An 18,196-nucleotide genomic window follows, 5' to 3' on the forward strand; every position below is an offset into this window, starting at 1 on the left:
GGATACAAGATGAGCAGCGCCGAACACATCCTCAGCTACGCCCAGACGCTTCGTGGCGGCGGGGTGGAACGGGCATTGTTGCGGCTGGCTGGCGAGTGGATTGCGCTGGGGCGACGCGTCACGCTGGTGATCGGAAGCAAGGAGGGGCCGCTGGCACGCGAGCTTCCCGGAGGCGCCGATGTCCTGTTGCTCGATTCGCCCGCATACCGCGCCTTGCTGTCGCTGCCGCGCCATGTGCGCGCGACGCGCCCCGACGTGATCTTCTGCCCCGGCAGCCATTATACCGGCGTCGCGGCCTGGACCCGCTGGCGGCTCGGCGGGGCGACGCCGCCGATCGTCGGCAAGGTTTCCAATGCGCTCGCCCGGCCCGATCATGGCGCCGTGACCGGCCTCGCCCATGCGCTGTGGCTGCGGCAGCACCCACGATTCCTTGACCGGGTGGTGGCGATGACCCCGGCGAGTGCGGCGGAAACGGCGGCGGCGATGCGGCTGACGCCATCATCGGTGCCGATCATCCCCAACCCGCCGGCGCGGCCGATCGCGGGTGCCCCCCAACTCAATCTGCCGCCGCGCTATGTGCTCGGCGTCGGCCGACTCGCGCCGCAGAAACGGTGGGACCGGCTGGTGTCGGCGGTCGCCGCGATGCGTGAGCGCGTGCCGCTCGTCATCCTGGGCGAAGGGGAGGGACGCGACACGTTGATGGCGCAGGCGCGCGCGGTCGGCGTCGACCTGATCCTCCCCGGCCATGCGGCCGATCCGCTGCCCGCCATGGCCGGCGCCGCGCTCCTCGCGCTGACCTCCGACTTTGAAGGCACGCCGGGCGTGCTGCGCGAAGCGCTGTCGATGGGGGCGCCGGTGGTATCGACCGATTCATCGCCCGCCGTGGCGGAGATCATCGCCGACCCGGCCTGGGGTGCGGTGGTGCCGCGCGAGGATTCGGCAGCGTTGGTCGCGGCACTCGACCATTGGATGGCCGCGCCGCGCCCCGCGCCGGTCACGCCGCCGGGCAGCGATTCGGCGGCGCGCTACCTCGCGCTGTTCGATTCGCTCATGCCGGCTTGACCCGCTCCGGGGCGGCAGCCTGCACCGCGGGCAGCGCCAGATTGGCTGCCTCGGCGGCGCACAGCCGGGGATAAGGCGTCAGATCCATCTCGAACCGGCGTGCATTGTACAATTGCGGCACCAGGCAGATGTCGGAAATGTCCGGGCTGTCGCCGCCCAGGAAAGGGCCATCGCCGGCCATTTGCTCGAGCGCGGTCAGCCCCTCGGCCACCCAGTGGCGGTACCATGAATCCTTGGCCGGCTGATCGGCGCCGAATTGTGATTCCAGCCGCTTCAGCACGCGCAGATTGTCGATCGGGTGGACATCCGCCGCGATCACCAGCGCGCGGGCGAGCTGGCCGGCGCGCACGAACGGATCCTTCGACACCATCGGGGGATCGTCGAAGTTTGCGTCCAGCCAGTCGACGATGGCCAGGCTCTGCACCAGCGGACGGCCATCGACGACCAGCGTCGGAACCAGCCCCTGCGGGTTGAGCGCGCGGTTCGCCGCCGCCGCCTGCTCCCCCGCCACCAGGTTCACCGGCACGCTGTCGTACCGCACGCCCTTCAGGTTGAGGCAGATCCGCACGCGATAGGCGGCGGACGAGCGCCAGTAATCGTGCAGGACGATCTTCATGCTTCTGGCGCCTCGTCATCGTCGCGCACCGTTTCGCTGCGACGCTCCATCGCCGCCTTGATCATCGCGGTCATCGGGTCGGCAAGCGCCAGGCCGAGGATGCCGAACAGCGCGCTGGCGAGGATCTGCGCGCCCAGCGTCAGCGCCGGCGGCATGTCGACGGTGCGCTTCGCCACCATCGGGATCAGTACATAGCCGTCGAACGTCTGCACGATCACATAGGTGCCGATCGCCCACAGCCCGGTGTCGACCCCGGCGGAAAAGCCCACCGCGATCATCAGCGCGCCCGAGATGAAGGCGCCGATATTGGGGATGAAGGCGAGGATACCGGTCAGGATGCCAAGGATCATCGCCATCGGCACGCCGCCCAGCATCAGCGCGAGCCAGGTCAGCACGCCCTCCGCGATCATGCCGAGGATGCGGCCGAACAACAGGCGGCGCAGCGTGTCGCCCATCCGTTCGGTGGTGATGGCGAATTCCTCGCGCTGATCCTGCGGGATCATCCACTGCAGCCCACGTTCGTACACGCGCGGGTCCATCGCGATGAACAGGCCGATCACGACGATCATGAACAAGGTGGTGAGCGCGCCCACCGCGGTGCCAACCCAGGAGGTCAGCCGCCCGACGGAGCTCATCGCTTCGCGCGCGAGGCCGCTGAAATCGGACGCGCCCGGCATCAGCCCCTGTTCGGAGAGGAAGCTGGTGAGCCTGATCGCCTGCGCCTCCAGCGTGGTGCGCAGTTCGTTCACCTGCTCGGCCACCTGCACGCCGGTGAGGACAAAGGTGCCGACCAGGAACACGACGGTCAGCAGGCAGACGATGAGCAGGCGCCACGCCCGGCCGATGGGAAGAACCCGGCCCAGCAGGCGTACCCCGCCGTCCAGCAGCGAGGCAAAGACCAGCCCGGCGAAGATGATGAGCAGCGGCTGCACCAGCAGCACGACGAGCGCAATCGCCGATGCCATGCCCAGCCATACTGCCGCTCGTCTTATTTCCCGGCGTGTCTCGGGATTGCGCACTTCATTCGGGCTGGCACCTTCGACCAGCCTGACCTGCCCCTCGCTCACTCGCCCTCCGGTCGCAGCGAAGTGCCGGCACGGCCGCTGCGCAGCGATCCAAACCATGTCAGCGGGTTAATGGTTGCCGATCCATCGACGGAGAAGGTGATGAATTCGGCACGACCGCCGATATTCTCCCACGGCACCGGCCCGCCGAGCCCCTTTTCGCTGCCACCAAGCGCGAAGCGGCTGTCGGCCGAACGATCGCGATTGTCGCCCATCAGGAAGACGTGATCGGCCGGAATCTTGATCGGACCATAATAGTCACCCGGGCTGGCGCCCAGCTCGACCGTGTCGAAGCGGCGACCGTTGGGCAGCGTCTCGGTGACGATCGGCAGGCGGCAGACGATCTTGCCGTCTGGGCGGGTGATGCGCGCGCCGGGATATTGCCAGGGATCGCAGGTCGCATTCTTGTCCACCGGCATGTCGCGATAGTGGATCGGGCCGCGCTCGACCGGCTTGCCGTTCAGGATCACCGTGCCCGCGCGCACCTCCAGCGTGTCGCCCGGCAGGCCGATGACGCGCTTGATATAGTCGCTGGTCTGGCCCGGCGGGGTGACGATGACGACGTCGCCGCGCTCGGGCATCTTGCCCCACACGCGGCCGCGCCACGCCGGGAGCTGCACCGACCAGCTTTCCACCGGCCGCCGCAGCACCACGTTCTCGACGATCGCGGCCGGATTGGGGATCGTCGGCGACACGAACGACCAGCCATAGGCATATTTGGACACGACGAGGCGGTCGCCGACCTCCAGCCCCGGCAGCATCGATTCGCTGGGGATGTAGAACGGCTTGGCGAGCAGGCTGTGGAAGCCGAGCACCGCGATGATCAGCCAGAACATCCCCTTGGCCTCGCCCCACCAGTCGAACCGGCTGGCGTGGCGACGCGGCGCGTCGTCGGCGGGCGGCTCGGTCGTCTGCAGTTTTTCAGCCAGGTCGTTCACAGGATGGGGATCACTTGTCCGGGATCGCCTCGATGATCACAAAGGCCTGCGCCCAGGGATGATCGTCGGTCAGGGTGAGGTGGATGGCGGCGCGGTGGCCGAGGGGAATCATCGCGTCGAGCCGCGCCTTGGCGCCGCCGGTCAGCGCCAGCGTCGGCGCGCCCGATGGAGCGTTGACCACGCCAATGTCCTTCATGAACACGCCGCGGCTGAAACCTGTGCCGACCGCCTTGGAGAACGCCTCCTTGGCGGCAAATCGCTTGGCATAGGTGCCCGCGACGGTGAATGGCCGGCGGCGCGCCTTGGCACGCTCGACATCGGTGAAGACGCGGTTTTCGAACCGTTCGCCGAAGCGGTCGAGCGAGTTGCGGATCCGCTCGATGTTGCAGAGGTCGGATCCCAGCCCGATGATCACCGCGCCACGTCCATCGCCGCGCGCATGCGGCGGATCGAGTCCGCGAGGCCGATGAAGATCGCCTCGCCGATCAGGAAATGGCCGATGTTGAGCTCAACCACCTGCGGGATCGCCGCGACCGGCGCAACATTGTCGAAGGTGAGGCCGTGGCCGGCATGAACCTCGATCCCGTTCTTCGCGGCCAGCGCGGCGGCATCGGACAGGCGGCGCAGCTCCTCGGCGCGGGCCGGACCGTCGAGCTCGCAATAAAGCCCGGTGTGAAGCTCCACCACGGGCGCACCCAGGCGCAGCGCAGCGTCGATCTGGCGCGCGTCGGGCTCGATGAACAGCGACACGCGCGAACCAGCGGCGGTGAGTTCCGCCACCATCGGCTGCAGGCGATCGTGGAGCCCGGCGGCATCGATGCCGCCCTCGGTCGTCCGCTCCTCGCGCTTCTCGGGGACGATGCACACCGCATGCGGCCGGTGCTTCAGCGCGATGGCGAGCATTTCCTCGGTCGCCGCCATTTCCAGGTTCAATGGGATGGTCAGTTGCTCGGTCAGCCGCGCGATGTCGTCATCGGTGATGTGGCGCCGGTCCTCGCGCAGGTGAGCGGTGATCCCGTCCGCGCCCGCGTCCGCCGCCAGCAGCGCGGCGCGCACCGGATCGGGGTACGTACCGCCGCGCGCATTGCGCACGGTGGCGACGTGATCGATGTTGACCCCCAGGCGCAGCTTCTGGCTCACGCGGCGGCCCGGCTCCCCGGCTTGATCGCCGGAATTGCCGCCAGTTCGGGCGGAACCTCATCCGGCTGGTAGGTCGGAACCTCCAGCTTGATCAGCGGGAAGAACGGGACGCCGATGTCGGCAGCGCCGTTCGAACGATCGACCAGCGCGGCGCCGGCGATGACCCGGCCACCTGCCGCCTCGATCGCCTTGATCGCCTCGCGGGAGGACAGCCCGGTGGTGACGACGTCCTCCATCATCAGCACTTCCTGCCCCTCGCGCAGGCGGAATCCACGGCGCAGCTCAAAGGTGCCGGTCGGGCGTTCGACGAACATCGCCTCGACGCCCAGCGCGCGGGCCATCTCGTGCCCCGCGATCACCCCGCCCATCGCCGGGGAAACGACCGCCGTGATCCGCTCGCGCAGGTCGGCGGGCAGGCGCGCGGCCAGCGCCTCGGCCAGGCGCGCACCGCGGCGCGGGTCCATCAGGACGCGGGCACATTGCAGGTAGCGGGACGACCGTAGGCCCGATGACAGGATGAAATGCCCCTCTAGAAGCGCGTCCGCCGCGCGAAATTCGGCCAGCACATCGTCGTCGGTCACTCTACGCCCTTTCGTAATGTCTCGATGAATAAGGTCGCGCCGGGCGCCGCGCAACAAAGCGAAACGCCCTGTGGGCAAATAATGGCACATGCGTGCTTGAGGCGCGCGAAACCCCTCCGTATAGGCGGCAGAGTCTAAGGGTCTGCGCAGGGGGTGCGCTGGCCGCACACCGGAGAGGTAAGGTTACCGCACGGATGAGAAGCGCGTTCAAGGGATGGATGCTGGCCGCTGGGCTCGCGCTGGCAGGCCTTGCGCCTGCGGCTGCCCAACCGGCCGCAACGGAGGGCAATGCCGCAAGCGCGCCCGCAGCAGTGGGCACGATCGGCAATTCGGCCAACACGGCAGAGCGGGCGCCTGACCAGGCACCCACCGCGCCGCAAGTTGCCGCCGACGGCGCACCGGTATTGTCGGCGGAACCGATCATCGGCCAGCCGACCGATCGCCTGATGTCGATCCAGCCGCAGGTGACCAAGAACGGTCAGCGCGCGATGGGTTTCCACAACAACATCCTGCTGCCGCTGATCGTCATCATCTGTCTGCTGGTGCTGGTGCTGCTGGTGTGGGTGGTGATCCGCTACCGCCAGGCCGCCAACCCGATCCCGTCCAAGACCAGCCACAACACCATCATCGAAGTCGTGTGGACGCTGGCGCCGGTGCTGATCCTGGTGGCCATCGCGGTGCCCTCGATCGGTCTGCTCTCCGCCCAGTACAAGCCTGCCCCGGCGGGCGCGGTGACGCTGAAGGCGATCGGCAACCAATGGTATTGGAGCTATCAGTATCCGGATCATGGCGGCGTCGAAATCACCGCCAACATGCTGAAGGAAAAGGACGAGGTCGCCGCTGGCGAGCGCTTCCGCACCGACGCTGACGGCCCCCGCCTGCTTGCCACCGACAACCGCGTCGTCCTGCCGGTCGGCGTGCCGATCCGCCTCATCACCACGGCCAATGACGTGATCCACAGCTGGGCGATCCCGGCCTTCTGGATCAAGCTGGACGCCGTGCCGGGCCGCCTCAACGAAACCAGCTTCACCATCGAGAAGCCGGGTGTCTATTTCGGCCAGTGCTCCGAACTGTGCGGCGCGCGCCACGCGTACATGCCGATCGCGGTCGAAGCCGTCCCGCCGGCGCAGTTCGCGGCGTGGATCCGTTCCAAGGGTGGCTCGATGCCGGGTGCGGCGCAGCCGTCATCGGCCGAGATTCCGCAGCCGGGCGCCGACAATTCGGCGAGCGTCGCGGCTGACGCGAACACCGCCGACATGATGACCGGCCCGACGCAGAACGCGACGGCCGAACCCGCCACCTCGCCTCAGGGCGCCACCGGCAATCCGGGCGGCACCGGCGACACGGGACGCTGAGACCATGACCGATACCGCACTTCAACCATCCGCCTTCCAGGCGCATGACGATCACGCGCACCACCATGACGCGGATCACAAGCCGTCGTTCTTCGCGCGCTGGTTCATGTCGACGAACCACAAGGACATCGGCACGCTCTACCTGATCTTCGCGATCTTCGCGGGGATCATCGGCGGCGCGATTTCCGGCCTGATGCGCGTCGAGCTGCGCGATCCGGGCATCCAGTATCTGCCGACATGGCTCGCCATGCTGCATGGTCCCGGCACGTTCGACGACGCGCTCCACCTGTGGAACGTCCTGATCACCGCGCACGGCCTGATCATGGTGTTCTTCATGGTCATGCCGGCGATGATCGGTGGCTTCGGCAACTGGTTCGTCCCGCTCATGATCGGCGCGCCGGACATGGCGTTCCCGCGCATGAACAACATCAGCTTCTGGCTGCTGGTCCCATCGTTCATGCTGCTCCTTGCCTCGCCGTTCTTCGGCGCGGGGGCGGGCACCGGCTGGACCGTCTATGCGCCGCTTTCCACTTATGGTGAGCCGGGGCCGTCGGTCGACATGGCGATCCTGTCGCTGCACCTGTCGGGCGCCTCGTCGATCCTGGGTGCGATCAACTTCATCACCACCATCTTCAACATGCGCGCGCCGGGCATGACGCTGCACAAGATGCCGCTGTTCGCCTGGTCGGTGCTGGTCACCGCGTTCCTGCTGCTCCTGTCGCTGCCGGTTCTCGCCGCGGCGATCACGATGCTGCTGACCGACCGTAACTTCGGCACGACCTTCTTCGATCCGGCCGGCGGTGGCGATCCGGTGCTCTACCAGCACCTGTTCTGGTTCTTCGGCCACCCCGAAGTGTACATCATGATCCTGCCGGGCTTCGGCATCATCAGCCACATCATCGCGACGTTCAGCCGCAAGCCGATCTTCGGCTACCTCGGCATGGCCTATGCGATGGTTGCGATCGGCGTCGTTGGCTTCGTCGTGTGGGCGCACCACATGTTCGCCACCGGCCTCAGCGTGAACACGAAGATGTACTTCACCGCGGCGACGATGGTGATCGCGGTGCCGACCGGCATCAAGATCTTCTCGTGGATCGCGACGATGTGGGGCGGCTCGCTCACCTTCAAGACCCCGATGGTCTGGGCGATCGGCTTCATCTTCATGTTCACCGTGGGCGGCGTGACGGGCGTCGTGCTCGCCAACGGCGGCGTCGACGATTACATGCACGACACCTATTACGTGGTGGCGCACTTCCACTACGTGCTGTCGCTGGGCGCGGTGTTCGCGCTGTTCGCGGGCTTCTACTACTGGTTCCCCAAGATGTCGGGGAAGATGTACAACGAGTTCCTCGGCCAGCTGCACTTCTGGGTGTTCTTCGTCGGTGTGAACATCCTGTTCTTCCCGATGCACTTCCTGGGCCTGCAGGGCATGCCGCGGCGCTACCCGGACTATCCGGACGCCTATGCCTATTGGAACCAGATCGCGACCCACGGCTATGAGATCATGGCGCTGGGCATGGTGATCTTCTTCATCAACCTGATCTGGTCGCTGGCGGCCGGCAAGAAGGCGCCCGACAACCCCTGGGGTGAAGGTGCGACGACGCTGGAGTGGACGCTGTCCTCGCCGCCGCCGTACCACCAGTTCGAGACTCTGCCGGTGATCGAGGACAGCAAGCACCATTGATCCCCAGCCGTCACGGCACCAACGAAGCGCCCCGCGAGGAAACTCGCGGGGCGTTTTCGTTTGGGGAAATGGCCGGGTGGCGCGCGCTGCCGTCGGCGGCACGCGCAGGCCGACCTGGGGCACGAACGGGCCCAGCCACGACCAGGGCAGCAGGAAAGGGCCAGACGCGCGTGCAGCGCGCCACATGTGCCGTGAGATAAGAGGGGCAGCCGGCACGCCACATCGCGCCGCAGGCATCACGCTGCGGCTACCGGGTCACCATCGCTGTCAGGAAGAAGATGGTGCCCAGGGACGGGATCGAACCGCCGACACTGCGATTTTCAGTCGCATGCTCTACCAACTGAGCTACCTGGGCACACCGACAGAACGTCGGGGAGCGGTCCCCCTAGTCGGCTGAAGCGCCGCTGTCCAGCCCATCCGGGTCGATCTGTCGTCCGGGAATGCGATATCCTTCACCCAGCCATTGCAGCAGGTCGCGATCCTTGCATCGGCGGGAGCAGAACGGGGCATTGGCGGCGTCGCTGGGCTGCGCGCACAGGGGGCAGGTGTCGGTCATTCGTCGAATATGGGAACGCGCCCGGTGCGTTGCAGCAGGGCGGCGAGCCAGTCGGGGCGGGCAAGGATTCGCGCGCGTACCGCCGGCGGCAGGCGGAAGCGGTTGGGTGACGACGCTGGCGTGCGCTCGATCTGGCGCAGCGCCGCCCGTGCGGCGGCACCGACGGGGTCCGCACGAAGCAATTCGGGCAGCGAGGCGCGCGACCGGCCGCTCACGATCTGCAGGAAGCCGAAGCCGTTGACCGCGGTACGCTCGAACGGCTGCGTCAGCCGCGAATCGATCGCCGCAGCCACCGCCTGCCGCGCCTCGCGCCCCGCCAGCGTCGGAAAGTCGATCCCGATCGATCCGCCGATGTCGAGCCGCTCGATCGCGGCGGCAACCGCGGCCGCGGCGCGCACTGCCAGCACGTCGAGCGGCGGATCGCCATCAACGTCGAACAGCGCCATTGCCGGCGTCGGCCAGAAGCGCAGCATGCCCCCGGGGAAGGCTATGTCGCCCGTCACCGCTTCCTCCAGCACCTCGGACCATCCCGCAGCCTCCAGCGCGTCCGGTTCGTGCGCCCGCAACGTGCGGACCGGTGCGTCGCGCAGCCGCTCCAGCAGCGTCGGGGCGGGGCAGGGGGCCGCATCAGTGATCCGGCCCCGCGGCGGCTTGGGGCGGCCGGGCTCGGGGATGGCAGCGCGCGTCACCTCGACCCGGACCGCGGCGCCCAGCGTCGCGCCAGCGGCGGGGCGGACCAGCGCAATGTCCTCGCCGGAGTCGAGCCGGGCAAGATCGCGTTCGATGAGGCGGGCGGGCGCGATCAGCCCGGGTTGCGGGCCGGCATCGTCGCACGCGATGCGGGCGCGAAGAATATGGCCGTCATCGTCGATCAGGGCGGCGCGCTGCTCGCCGATCCCCGCTTCGTACAGCCACTCAGCCAAGGATCACGCCGGCCGTGGCCAGCAGCGTGCGCGTTTCGAACAGCGGCAGGCCGACGACACCGGAATAGGAGCCGTCGATGCGGCGCACATGGGCCTCCGCGCGGCCCTGGATGGCATAGCCGCCTGCCTTGCCCAGCCCCTCTCCGCTCGCGACATAGCTGCGGATCTCCGCCTCCGTCAGCGGCTTGAAGGCGACCATCGTGTCGGAGAGCCGCGTGCGCATCGTGCCCTCGCTGTCGACGACGACCACGGCGGACAGGCAATGGTGACGCCGGCCGGACAGGAGCCGCAGCATCCGCGCGAGATCGTCCTCGTCGGTGGGCTTGCCAAGGATGCGGGGTCCGACTGCGATGCTGGTGTCGGCGGCCAGCACGACTTCGCCGTCGCGGCGCGGCACCGCGGCTGCCTTGGCGGCAGCGACGCGCAGGACATAGTCGCGCGGGCGTTCCGCCTTCAGCGGCGTTTCGTCGACGTCGGGCGCGACCACGCGCGCGGGCACGACGCCGATCTGCGCCAGCAGCGCGAGGCGCCGCGGCGAAGCGGAGGCTAGGATCAGATCGGCCGCCATGCGCCGACCCCCGTTACGTTACAGGCCGCGCTTATTGCGGGCCGGGGCCGCCACGGCCGGGCATGAAGCGGTAGGTGATGCGCCCCTTGGTCAGATCATAAGGGGTCAGCTCGACGAGCACTTCGTCACCGACCAGCACGCGGATGCGGTTCTTGCGCATCTTGCCTGCCGTATGGCCGAGGATCTCGTGATCGTTCTCCAGCCGGACGCGGAACATGGCGTTGGGCAGGAGCTCGACCACCTGGCCGCGCATTTCGAGGAGTTCTTCTTTCGCCAAAAAATCGATCTTTCTGCGGATAAGGGCGCGCGGGCGCTTAGCCGAAGCAACGCCAAAAGAAAAGGCGCGCGGCGAAAGCGCAGGCGGCAACGCAGCCAAAATGTGGCTGGGCGGGGAATGTTTCAACCACCGTGGCGCAATTGCCGCGGTGGTGCCGGTCGGTGGCGACCGGCACGCCAGCGCCTAGCGCGTCGGGACGGGCGCGTCGCCGCTATAGTCGTAGAAGCCGCGCCTGGTCTTCTTCCCGTACCAGCCGGCCTCGACATATTTCACCAGCAGGGGGGCCGGGCGGAACTTGGGATCGCCGGTCGACTCGAACAGCACGCGGGTGATTTCCAGGCAGGTGTCGAGGCCGATGAAGTCGGCCAGCGTGAGCGGCCCCATCGGGTGGTTCAGGCCGAGCTGGCAGGCAAGATCGATGTCGCGGATCGTGGCGACGCCCTCGCCCAGCGCGAAGCACGCCTCGTTCAACATCGGCATCAGGATTCGATTGACGATGAAGCCCGGCGCATCATTGGCGTGGACCACGGCCTTGCCCAGCGCGGTGGCATAGGTCTCGACCGTCTTGACCGTCTCGTCGGCAGTCGCGAGACCGCGGATCACCTCGATCAGGCCCATGACCGGCACCGGATTGAAGAAATGCACGCCGATGAAGCGCGCGGGATCGGGCGAGGCCTGCGCCAGCCGCGTGATCGGGATCGACGAGGTGTTTGAAGCGAGGATCGCCTGATGGCCGAGCACGGTGCCGACCTCGGCGAAGATCGCGCGCTTCACTTCCTCGCGCTCGGTCGCCGCCTCGATGATGAGGCCGCACGACGACATGCCCTGCACGCCCTCAATCGGCTCGATCCGCGCCAGCGCCTGTTCGCGCGCCTGCGGCTCGATCTTACCCTTCTCGACCGCACGATCGAGTTGCCGCGCGATGCCGGCCTTGCCGGCCTCGGCGCGCGCCTTGTCGACGTCGGTCAGGAGGACGCGATAGCCGGCCTGGGCGGAAACCTGCGCGATCCCCGCGCCCATCTGCCCTGCGCCGATGACGCCGACTGCCTGCATGATTGTCTTCCCTTGTTCGAACTCACGAGGGGAGCGCTCTAGCCGCTTGTGACACGATTTGTCGAAGCGGGAATCAACGACGGGTGCGGTTCGGCGTGCGGCGCAGCCCGGTCAGGAAGCGGAAAGGAGAGCGTGCCGCTCCCCGTCTTGATTGTCGCTCAGGCGGCCTTGCGCAGGTCCAGCCGGTCCCAGATCTCGACCAAGGCGTCGGTCAGTTCCTGCATCATCGCTTCGCTGTGCGCAGGACCCGGCGTAAAGCGCAGCCGCTCGGTACCGCGCGGGACCGTCGGGTAATTGATCGGCTGAACGTAGATGCCGTATTCGGCCAGCAGCACGTCGCTGATCTTCTTCGCCTTTACCGGGTCGCCGACCATCACCGGCACGATATGCGTGTCGCCGATCATCACCGGCAGGCCGGCCTCGGTCATCATTTCCTTCAATCGTGCAGCCGCAGCCTGCTGGCCCTCGCGCTCGACCGAGGAGCTCTTGAGGTGGCGCACGCTCGCCAGCACGCCGGCGACCAGCACGGGCGAGAGCGAGGTGGTGAAGATGAAGCCGGGCGCATAGCTGCGGATGACGTCGATGATCGTCTTGTCCGCGGCGATATAGCCGCCCATCACGCCGAACGCCTTGCCCAGCGTGCCCTCGATGATGGTCAGCCGGTGCGCGACCTCGTCACGCTCCGAAATGCCGCCGCCGCGCGCGCCGTACATGCCCACGGCATGGACTTCGTCGAGATAGGTGAGCGCATTATACTTGTCGGCGAGGTCACAGATCGCCGCGATCGGGGCGACATCGCCCTCCATCGAATAGACGCTCTCGAACGCGATCAGCTTGGGCGTCGCGGGATCGTCGGCGGCGAGCAGTTCCTCGAGATGCGCCAGGTCATTGTGGCGGAACACGCGCTTCTCGCAGCCCGCGTTGCGGATGCCGGCGATCATCGAGGCGTGATTCAGTTCGTCGGAATAGATGATGCAGCCCGGCAGCACTTTGGCCAGCGTCGCCAGCGTCGCTTCGTTGGAAACATAGCCCGACGTGAACAGCAGCGCGCCTTCCTTGCCGTGCAGGTCGGCGAGCTCGGCCTCCAGGTCGACATGATAATGCGTGTTGCCACCGATGTTGCGCGTGCCGCCGGAGCCCGCGCCGACATCGTGCAGCGCCTCTTCCATCGCCGCGATCACCTTGGGGTGCTGCCCCATCGCGAGATAATCGTTGGAGCACCAGACGGTGATCGGCTTCGGGCCATTGTGGCCGGCGAAGCACCGCGCGCTGGGATAATGGCCCTTGTTGCGCAGGATATCGATGAAGACGCGGTAACGGCCTTCGGCGTGGAGACGGTCGATCGCCTGCGAAAAGGCGCGGGTGTAATCGACCGGCTTGGCCGAAAGAGCGTCGATGGACATGGGGGCGCACTTACTCTCCCCAACCCGCAGTTTCCAGCGGATTCGGGCTTTTTCAGTGATCGGCCGGGTCGCTAACTCGGCTCCGCGGCATCGGTTCCCGCCGGCATGTGGCGGAATCAGAGCCGCTCGACGCGATCGAAACCATAGCGTGCCAGCGCCCGATCGAGCCCGGGCGCAACATCGCCGGTGAAGACCGCGAGGTCGGCCTGATCGCGGGCGAACGTCTGCCCCTGCGTCAGATAGGCGACGCGCCGCGCAATGCCCGGACCGCCATCGACAAAGGTGACCGGCCGGCCTACGGCCTCGGCCAGTTCCTCGCTCAGCAGCGGGAAATGGGTACAGGCGAGCACGATAGTGTCGATCGCGTCGCCGCCGGGCGCGGCGAGCATCGGCGCGATCGCGTCGCGCACCGCGTCGGGCGACACCGCCTCACCGCGCAGCTTCGCCTCCGCCAGCGTGACCAGGTCGGCCGAGCCGTGGCGGATGACCTGGCAGTCGCTGGCGAAGCGGGTGGCGAGGTCGTCGACATAGGCCTGCCGCACCGTCGCCGCCGTGCCAAGGACGCCGATCACGCGCGTCCGGCTAATCGCCGCGGCCGGCTTGATCGCGGGCACGGTGCCGACGATCGGCACGTCGAGCGCGATGCGCACGGCGCCCAGCGCAATCGTCGAGGCGGTGTTGCACGCGATCACGATCAAGCGAGGCCGATATCGCTCCGCAAGGCGGCCGAGCAGCGCCGGAACGCGGCCGGCAATCTCCGCTTCCTGCTTCACCCCATAGGGAAAACCGGCCGAATCGGCGGCATAGATCAGGCGCGCGGCGGGCAGTTCGCGGCGGGCGGGGGCGACGATCGACAGGCCGCCGACACCCGAATCGAAGAACAGGATCGGGCGCGGATCGCTCATCCCCGCCTCTTACGGATCCGACGCGCGGGGGAAAAGCGCGAGTCGCGGCCGGCCCTGTCGCGTTGCTCGCCAAAGGGCGGCATTAATGCATGTTAGTAGTAACAGCCGTTTCGTTCGGCTAACGTCACGAGCAACGGAGGAAATGTCTCTGCCGACCGAGATCATCTGGGGACCACCGCTTCTTGCGCTGGTGATTGGCTATCTGCTGGGATCCATTCCCTTCGGCGTTCTGCTCACCCGGGCGAGCGGCGCTGGGGATCTGAGGCAGATCGGCTCCGGCAATATCGGCGCGACCAATGTGCTGCGCACCGGCCGCAAGGGGCTGGCAGCCGCCACGCTGCTGCTCGACCTTGCCAAAGGCTGGGCGGCGGTGGTGATCGTCGCAGCGCTGCTACCGGGCGACGAACAACTCGCCGCGGCCGGTGCTTTCGTCGGCCATTGCTATCCCGTGTGGCTGCGTTTTCGCGGCGGCAAGGGCGTCGCGACGTTGATGGGCATCGTGCTGGCGCTGCATCCGCCGCTGGCCTTGGTCTATGCGATCGTCTGGCTGGGTTTGCTGGCGACGCTGCGCATTTCCTCGGTGGCGGGGATGGCCGCTGCGGCCAGCGCGCCGGTGGCGGCCGCCGTGTGCGACCGGTTCGATCTGGTCCCCCTGCTGCTCGCGCTCGCGCTGATCGTGATCTGGAAGCATCGTGACAATATCGGGCGATTGCTCGACGGGGCGGAGCCGCGGGTCGGCCGCAAGGGTGGCTGACGCCGATCCGCGCGACGATGGTGCCGACCGACTTCGGCTGATCCGGACGCCGGGCGTCGGGCCGGTCACCTACCGCCAGCTGCTGCGCCGCTTCGGCACCGCGCGCGCCGCCATCGAGGCGCTGCCTGAGCTATCCCGCCGCGGCGGTGGGCGGGTGCGAACCGCGGCCGATCCGCGCGTGATCGCTCGCGAGATGGAGACGGTGGCGCGGCTCGGCGCGCGGCACGTGTTCCATGACGATCCCGACTATCCGGCGCTGCTTGCCACCTTGGCTGATGCGCCTGCGGTGCTGACGGTTCGCGGGCATTTCCCTGACCCTGCCGCCAACAGCGTCGCGATTGTCGGTGCCCGCAACGCCTCGGCCGCGGCATGTCGCTTCGCACGCGGTCTGGCGCATGATCTGGCCGCGGAGGGCACGGTGGTCGTGTCAGGACTGGCGCGCGGGATCGACACCGCCGCCCATGTCGGCGCCGGCCCTGCCACGGTCGCGGTCATCGCGGGCGGGATCGACGTCGCCTACCCGCCCGAAAACGCCGCGCTGCAGGAACGGATCGCGGCGGAAGCGCTGCTCGTCGCCGAAATGCCGGTCGGTACCGAGCCGCGCGCGCGCCACTTTCCCCACCGCAACCGGATCATCGCCGGCTGGGCGCAGGGCACGTTGGTGGTGGAGGCGGCGCCCAAATCGGGCTCGCTGATCACCGCGCGGCTGGCGGGCGAGGCGGGGCGCGACGTGATGGCGGTGCCGGGCAGCCCCCTCGATCCACGGGCGCAAGGGTGCAATCTTCTGATTCGCGACGGGGCCACGCTGATCCAGAACGCCCACGACGTGCTGGAGCAGATCCGGCCGTTCGATCCCCGCGTCGTCCGCGCGCCATTCGTGCCGTTCGAGGCGCAGCCGCCCGCCGACGCCGATGATCAGGCGCGCCGCGCCGTGGTCGCGCTGCTCGGCCCGGTGCCGACCCCGGTGGACGAGGTGATCCGCCAATCCGGTGTGCCCGCCGCGGTGGTGCAGATGGTGCTTCTGGAACTGGAGATCGCCGGTCGGCTCGATCGTCATGCCGGCGGGCGAATCAGCCTGACGATGTGACCGGCGCGCCCGCGTCGATCAGGCCGCGGGCGGCAGCCACGACAGATCGAGCCCCGCCAGCCGGTCGGTGTAATTGGCCGACCGCCCCAGCCGTCCTTCATCGAGAAGCGTCACACGGCCCGAATCGCGCCGGATCAACGCCTCGTCCTCCAACTGGCGCAGCATGCGGTTGACGTGCACCGCAGTCAGCCCGGTCGCATCGCCAATCTCTTCCTGCGTCAGCCCCAGGATGAAGCTGTTGTCGATCGTAGGATCGAGCCGCCTCAGGCGATTGCGTACGTCGAGCAGCACCGAGGCAACGCGCGCCTTGGCCGACGTGCGGCCGAGCGCGGCGATCCGATCGGTCAGCATCGCCCGTTCCGCCTGATCGAAGGCGACGATGACCGCGAACAGCCGCGGCTGTTCGAGTGCAAGCTGAGTCATCAACGGCCGGTCGAATGGGCACACCACGCTGTCCGCCAGCGCGCCCACCGTCTCCGGCACGCGTGAGAACACCAATGCAGGCAGTGCGATGACGTCGCCGGGAAAAATGAAGCGCAGGATCTGACGACTGCCATCGGGCAGGATGACATAGCTCATCATCATGCCGCTGCGCAGGATGAACAGCTCCCCGGCCGGGTCATTCTCCCGCACCAGCGTCGCGCCGCGGCGAAGCGTGCGCTCACGCTCCTCCAGACGCAGAAGCGCTGAGCGTTCGCCAGTGGATAATGGGACAAAGTCACCGAGACGTTCGGCAAAACAGCTACTTGGCACGCGTGGAGGGCCCCCTTGGGAACAAAGAACGCTAGTCGCCTCGGGGCCGGTGCTGCATTAAAGTCGATCAACATCGTTACGCGGCCGTCGCTTGGCGAGCGCGCCTGCGTTCGGTAGATGCGTGCCGATGGACCGTATCCTTATTCGCGGTGGCAATCGCCTGTCGGGCAAGCTGCCGATCTCCGGCGCGAAGAATGCAGCGCTCACCCTCATGCCCTGTGCGCTGCTGACCGATCAGCCGTTGACGCTACGGAATCTGCCGCGGCTGGCCGATGTCGATGGCTTCGGCCACTTGCTCAATCAGCTTGGCGCCTCCACCGCGATCGAGGGGACCCGCCCCGAGGAATTCGGCCGCGTCATGACCATCCGCGCGGGGCAGCTGACCTCTACCGAGGCGCCCTATGACATCGTGCGAAAAATGCGTGCGTCGATCCTTGTGCTGGGGCCGATCCTGGCGCGGGCCGGCGAGGCGCGGGTGTCGCTGCCGGGCGGCTGCGCGATCGGCAACCGCCCGATCGACCTTCACCTGAAGGCGCTGGAGGCGATCGGCGCCGAGCTGGAGATGAGCGCGGGCTATGTCACCGCGCGCGCGCCCAAGACGGCGTCCGGCAGCGCCCGGCTGAGCGGCGGGCGCTATCGATTCCCGGTGGTGTCGGTCGGCGCGACCGAGAATGTCGTGATGGCGGCGGTGACGGCCAAGGGCAGCTCGCGGATCGAGAATGCCGCGCGCGAGCCGGAGATCGTCGACCTGTGCCGCTGCCTCGTCGCGATGGGCGCGCAGATCGAGGGGATCGGCACCGAGACGCTGGAGATCGAGGGCGTCGATCGGCTTCACGGCGCCACCTATGCCGTGATGCCGGACCGGATCGAGGCGGGCAGCTATGCGTGTGCGGCCGCGATCACCGGCGGCAGCCTGGAACTGGTCAACGTCGACGCCGAAAGCATGGGTGCAACGCTGACCGCGCTCGCCGATGCGGGCGTGCTGATCGAGCTGAAGAAGAATGCGGTATGCGTGACGGCGCAGGGGCCGCTGCAGCCGCTGACGCTGACCACCGCGCCCTTCCCGGGCTTCGCCACCGATATGCAGGCGCAGTTCATGGCGACGCTGTGCAAGGCGGGCGGTGCCAGCGTGCTGACCGAGACGATCTTCGAGAACCGCTACATGCACGTGCCCGAACTGGCGCGGATGGGCGCGGACATCACCGTCAGCGGGCGGACTGCCGTGGTGCGCGGCGTCGAGCGGCTGGTCGGCGCGCCGGTAATGGCGACCGACCTTCGCGCATCGATGAGCCTGATCCTCGCTGGCCTCGCCGCCGAGGGTGAGACCTCGGTCAACCGCGTCTATCACCTCGACCGCGGCTATGAGCGGCTGGAGGAAAAGCTGTCGGCGGTGGGTGCGGATATCGAGCGCGTCAGCGACGGCTGAGACGGGAGCTGATGTCTTCCAGCCTCTCCCCTGACGGGGAGGGGCTGTTCC

20 protein-coding genes and 1 tRNA gene are annotated in these 18,196 nt (G+C 67.9%); 6 read left to right on the forward strand and 15 right to left on the reverse strand.

Annotated elements, in window-relative coordinates:
- The first annotated feature begins 9 nt into the window (after positions 1-9).
- Positions 10-1,062 (forward strand): glycosyltransferase, encoded by a 1,053-nt coding sequence (locus L8F96_RS14230; protein ID WP_334656344.1) that lies wholly within the window; start codon positions 10-12, stop codon positions 1,060-1,062.
- Here the strand turns inward: L8F96_RS14230 and maiA are convergent.
- From maiA to pyrE, 6 genes are read right to left on the reverse strand one after another with little or no spacing between them, the layout of a single operon-like run.
- Positions 1,049-1,678: a maleylacetoacetate isomerase gene (gene maiA / locus L8F96_RS14235; RefSeq protein ID WP_334656346.1), complete on the reverse strand. Its 630-nt coding sequence runs from the start codon at positions 1,676-1,678 to the stop codon at positions 1,049-1,051. The two genes, L8F96_RS14230 and maiA, sit on opposite strands and share 14 nt — an antisense overlap.
- Entirely contained in the window at positions 1,675-2,745 is a 1,071-nt protein-coding gene (locus tag L8F96_RS14240; RefSeq protein WP_046409506.1) for an AI-2E family transporter, read from the reverse strand. Before L8F96_RS14240 ends, maiA begins: the two co-directional genes overlap by 4 nt.
- On the reverse strand, positions 2,742-3,659 hold the full coding sequence (gene lepB, locus L8F96_RS14245; protein WP_046409669.1) for a signal peptidase I: 918 nt from the start codon (positions 3,657-3,659) through the stop codon (positions 2,742-2,744). Before lepB ends, L8F96_RS14240 begins: the two co-directional genes overlap by 4 nt.
- 31 nt (positions 3,660-3,690) lie before the next feature.
- Positions 3,691-4,095, reverse strand: coding sequence for a holo-ACP synthase (gene acpS / locus L8F96_RS14250; protein ID WP_046409508.1), 405 nt, complete (start codon positions 4,093-4,095; stop codon positions 3,691-3,693).
- Positions 4,092-4,820 carry a pyridoxine 5'-phosphate synthase gene (locus tag L8F96_RS14255; RefSeq protein WP_145117628.1) on the reverse strand — a complete coding sequence of 243 codons (729 nt, stop codon included), beginning with the start codon at positions 4,818-4,820 and terminating at the stop codon, positions 4,092-4,094. The genes acpS and L8F96_RS14255 overlap by 4 nt, the downstream gene beginning before the upstream one ends.
- A complete protein-coding gene (gene pyrE, locus L8F96_RS14260) occupies positions 4,817-5,401 on the reverse strand; it encodes an orotate phosphoribosyltransferase (protein ID WP_136450889.1) in 585 nt (194 codons plus the stop codon). Before pyrE ends, L8F96_RS14255 begins: the two co-directional genes overlap by 4 nt.
- A gap of 194 nt (positions 5,402-5,595) precedes the next feature.
- Between pyrE and coxB the strand changes: the two genes are divergently transcribed.
- Both coxB and ctaD read left to right on the forward strand, forming a co-directional pair.
- Positions 5,596-6,756 (forward strand): cytochrome c oxidase subunit II, encoded by a 1,161-nt coding sequence (gene coxB / locus L8F96_RS14265; RefSeq protein WP_046409514.1) that lies wholly within the window; start codon positions 5,596-5,598, stop codon positions 6,754-6,756.
- Positions 6,757-6,760: 4 nt separating this feature from the next.
- A complete protein-coding gene (ctaD, locus tag L8F96_RS14270; RefSeq protein WP_046409516.1) occupies positions 6,761-8,440 on the forward strand; it encodes a cytochrome c oxidase subunit I in 1,680 nt (559 codons plus the stop codon).
- Between the two features lie 279 nt (positions 8,441-8,719).
- Here the strand turns inward: ctaD and L8F96_RS14275 are convergent.
- The 8 genes from L8F96_RS14275 to murI all read right to left on the reverse strand — a co-directional run bounded on the left by L8F96_RS14275 (position 8,720) and on the right by murI (position 14,125).
- A tRNA-Phe gene (locus tag L8F96_RS14275) sits at positions 8,720-8,795 on the reverse strand.
- A gap of 30 nt (positions 8,796-8,825) precedes the next feature.
- A complete protein-coding gene (locus L8F96_RS14280) occupies positions 8,826-8,996 on the reverse strand; it encodes a DNA gyrase inhibitor YacG (RefSeq protein WP_082103002.1) in 171 nt (56 codons plus the stop codon).
- Positions 8,993-9,919, reverse strand: a complete 927-nt coding sequence (locus L8F96_RS14285; protein WP_334656347.1) for a ribonuclease — start codon at positions 9,917-9,919, stop codon at positions 8,993-8,995. The genes L8F96_RS14280 and L8F96_RS14285 overlap by 4 nt, the downstream gene beginning before the upstream one ends.
- Complete coding sequence (locus L8F96_RS14290) at positions 9,912-10,487, reverse strand: Maf family protein (RefSeq protein ID WP_334656349.1); 576 nt, start codon at positions 10,485-10,487, stop codon at positions 9,912-9,914. Before L8F96_RS14290 ends, L8F96_RS14285 begins: the two co-directional genes overlap by 8 nt.
- A 31-nt stretch (positions 10,488-10,518) precedes the next feature.
- Positions 10,519-10,764, reverse strand: a complete 246-nt coding sequence (infA, locus tag L8F96_RS14295; RefSeq protein ID WP_026325702.1) for a translation initiation factor IF-1 — start codon at positions 10,762-10,764, stop codon at positions 10,519-10,521.
- Positions 10,765-10,947: 183 nt separating this feature from the next.
- On the reverse strand, positions 10,948-11,817 hold the full coding sequence (locus L8F96_RS14300) for a 3-hydroxyacyl-CoA dehydrogenase NAD-binding domain-containing protein (RefSeq protein ID WP_125945305.1): 870 nt from the start codon (positions 11,815-11,817) through the stop codon (positions 10,948-10,950).
- Between the two features lie 158 nt (positions 11,818-11,975).
- Positions 11,976-13,220 carry a 5-aminolevulinate synthase gene (gene hemA / locus L8F96_RS14305; RefSeq protein ID WP_046409528.1) on the reverse strand — a complete coding sequence of 415 codons (1,245 nt, stop codon included), beginning with the start codon at positions 13,218-13,220 and terminating at the stop codon, positions 11,976-11,978.
- A 116-nt stretch (positions 13,221-13,336) separates the two neighbouring features.
- Complete coding sequence (gene murI, locus L8F96_RS14310) at positions 13,337-14,125, reverse strand: glutamate racemase (protein WP_136450887.1); 789 nt, start codon at positions 14,123-14,125, stop codon at positions 13,337-13,339.
- A gap of 142 nt (positions 14,126-14,267) precedes the next feature.
- Here murI and plsY point away from each other — a divergent pair, with 142 nt between their 5' ends.
- Both plsY and dprA read left to right on the forward strand, forming a co-directional pair.
- A complete protein-coding gene (gene plsY / locus L8F96_RS14315) occupies positions 14,268-14,879 on the forward strand; it encodes a glycerol-3-phosphate 1-O-acyltransferase PlsY (protein WP_334656352.1) in 612 nt (203 codons plus the stop codon).
- On the forward strand, positions 14,872-15,966 hold the full coding sequence (gene dprA / locus L8F96_RS14320) for a DNA-processing protein DprA (protein ID WP_334656353.1): 1,095 nt from the start codon (positions 14,872-14,874) through the stop codon (positions 15,964-15,966). Before plsY ends, dprA begins: the two co-directional genes overlap by 8 nt.
- Positions 15,967-15,984: 18 nt before the next feature.
- Here the strand turns inward: dprA and L8F96_RS14325 are convergent, their stop codons facing one another.
- Positions 15,985-16,719: a Crp/Fnr family transcriptional regulator gene (locus tag L8F96_RS14325; protein WP_046409533.1), complete on the reverse strand. Its 735-nt coding sequence runs from the start codon at positions 16,717-16,719 to the stop codon at positions 15,985-15,987.
- Between the two features lie 127 nt (positions 16,720-16,846).
- Between L8F96_RS14325 and murA the strand changes: the two genes are divergently transcribed.
- Positions 16,847-18,145: a UDP-N-acetylglucosamine 1-carboxyvinyltransferase gene (gene murA, locus L8F96_RS14330; RefSeq protein WP_334656355.1), complete on the forward strand. Its 1,299-nt coding sequence runs from the start codon at positions 16,847-16,849 to the stop codon at positions 18,143-18,145.
- The last annotated feature ends 51 nt before the right edge of the window (positions 18,146-18,196 follow it).

Source organism: Sphingomonas panaciterrae (assembly GCF_036890205.1).
GTDB classification, from domain to species: domain Bacteria; phylum Pseudomonadota; class Alphaproteobacteria; order Sphingomonadales; family Sphingomonadaceae; genus Sphingomonas; species Sphingomonas panaciterrae.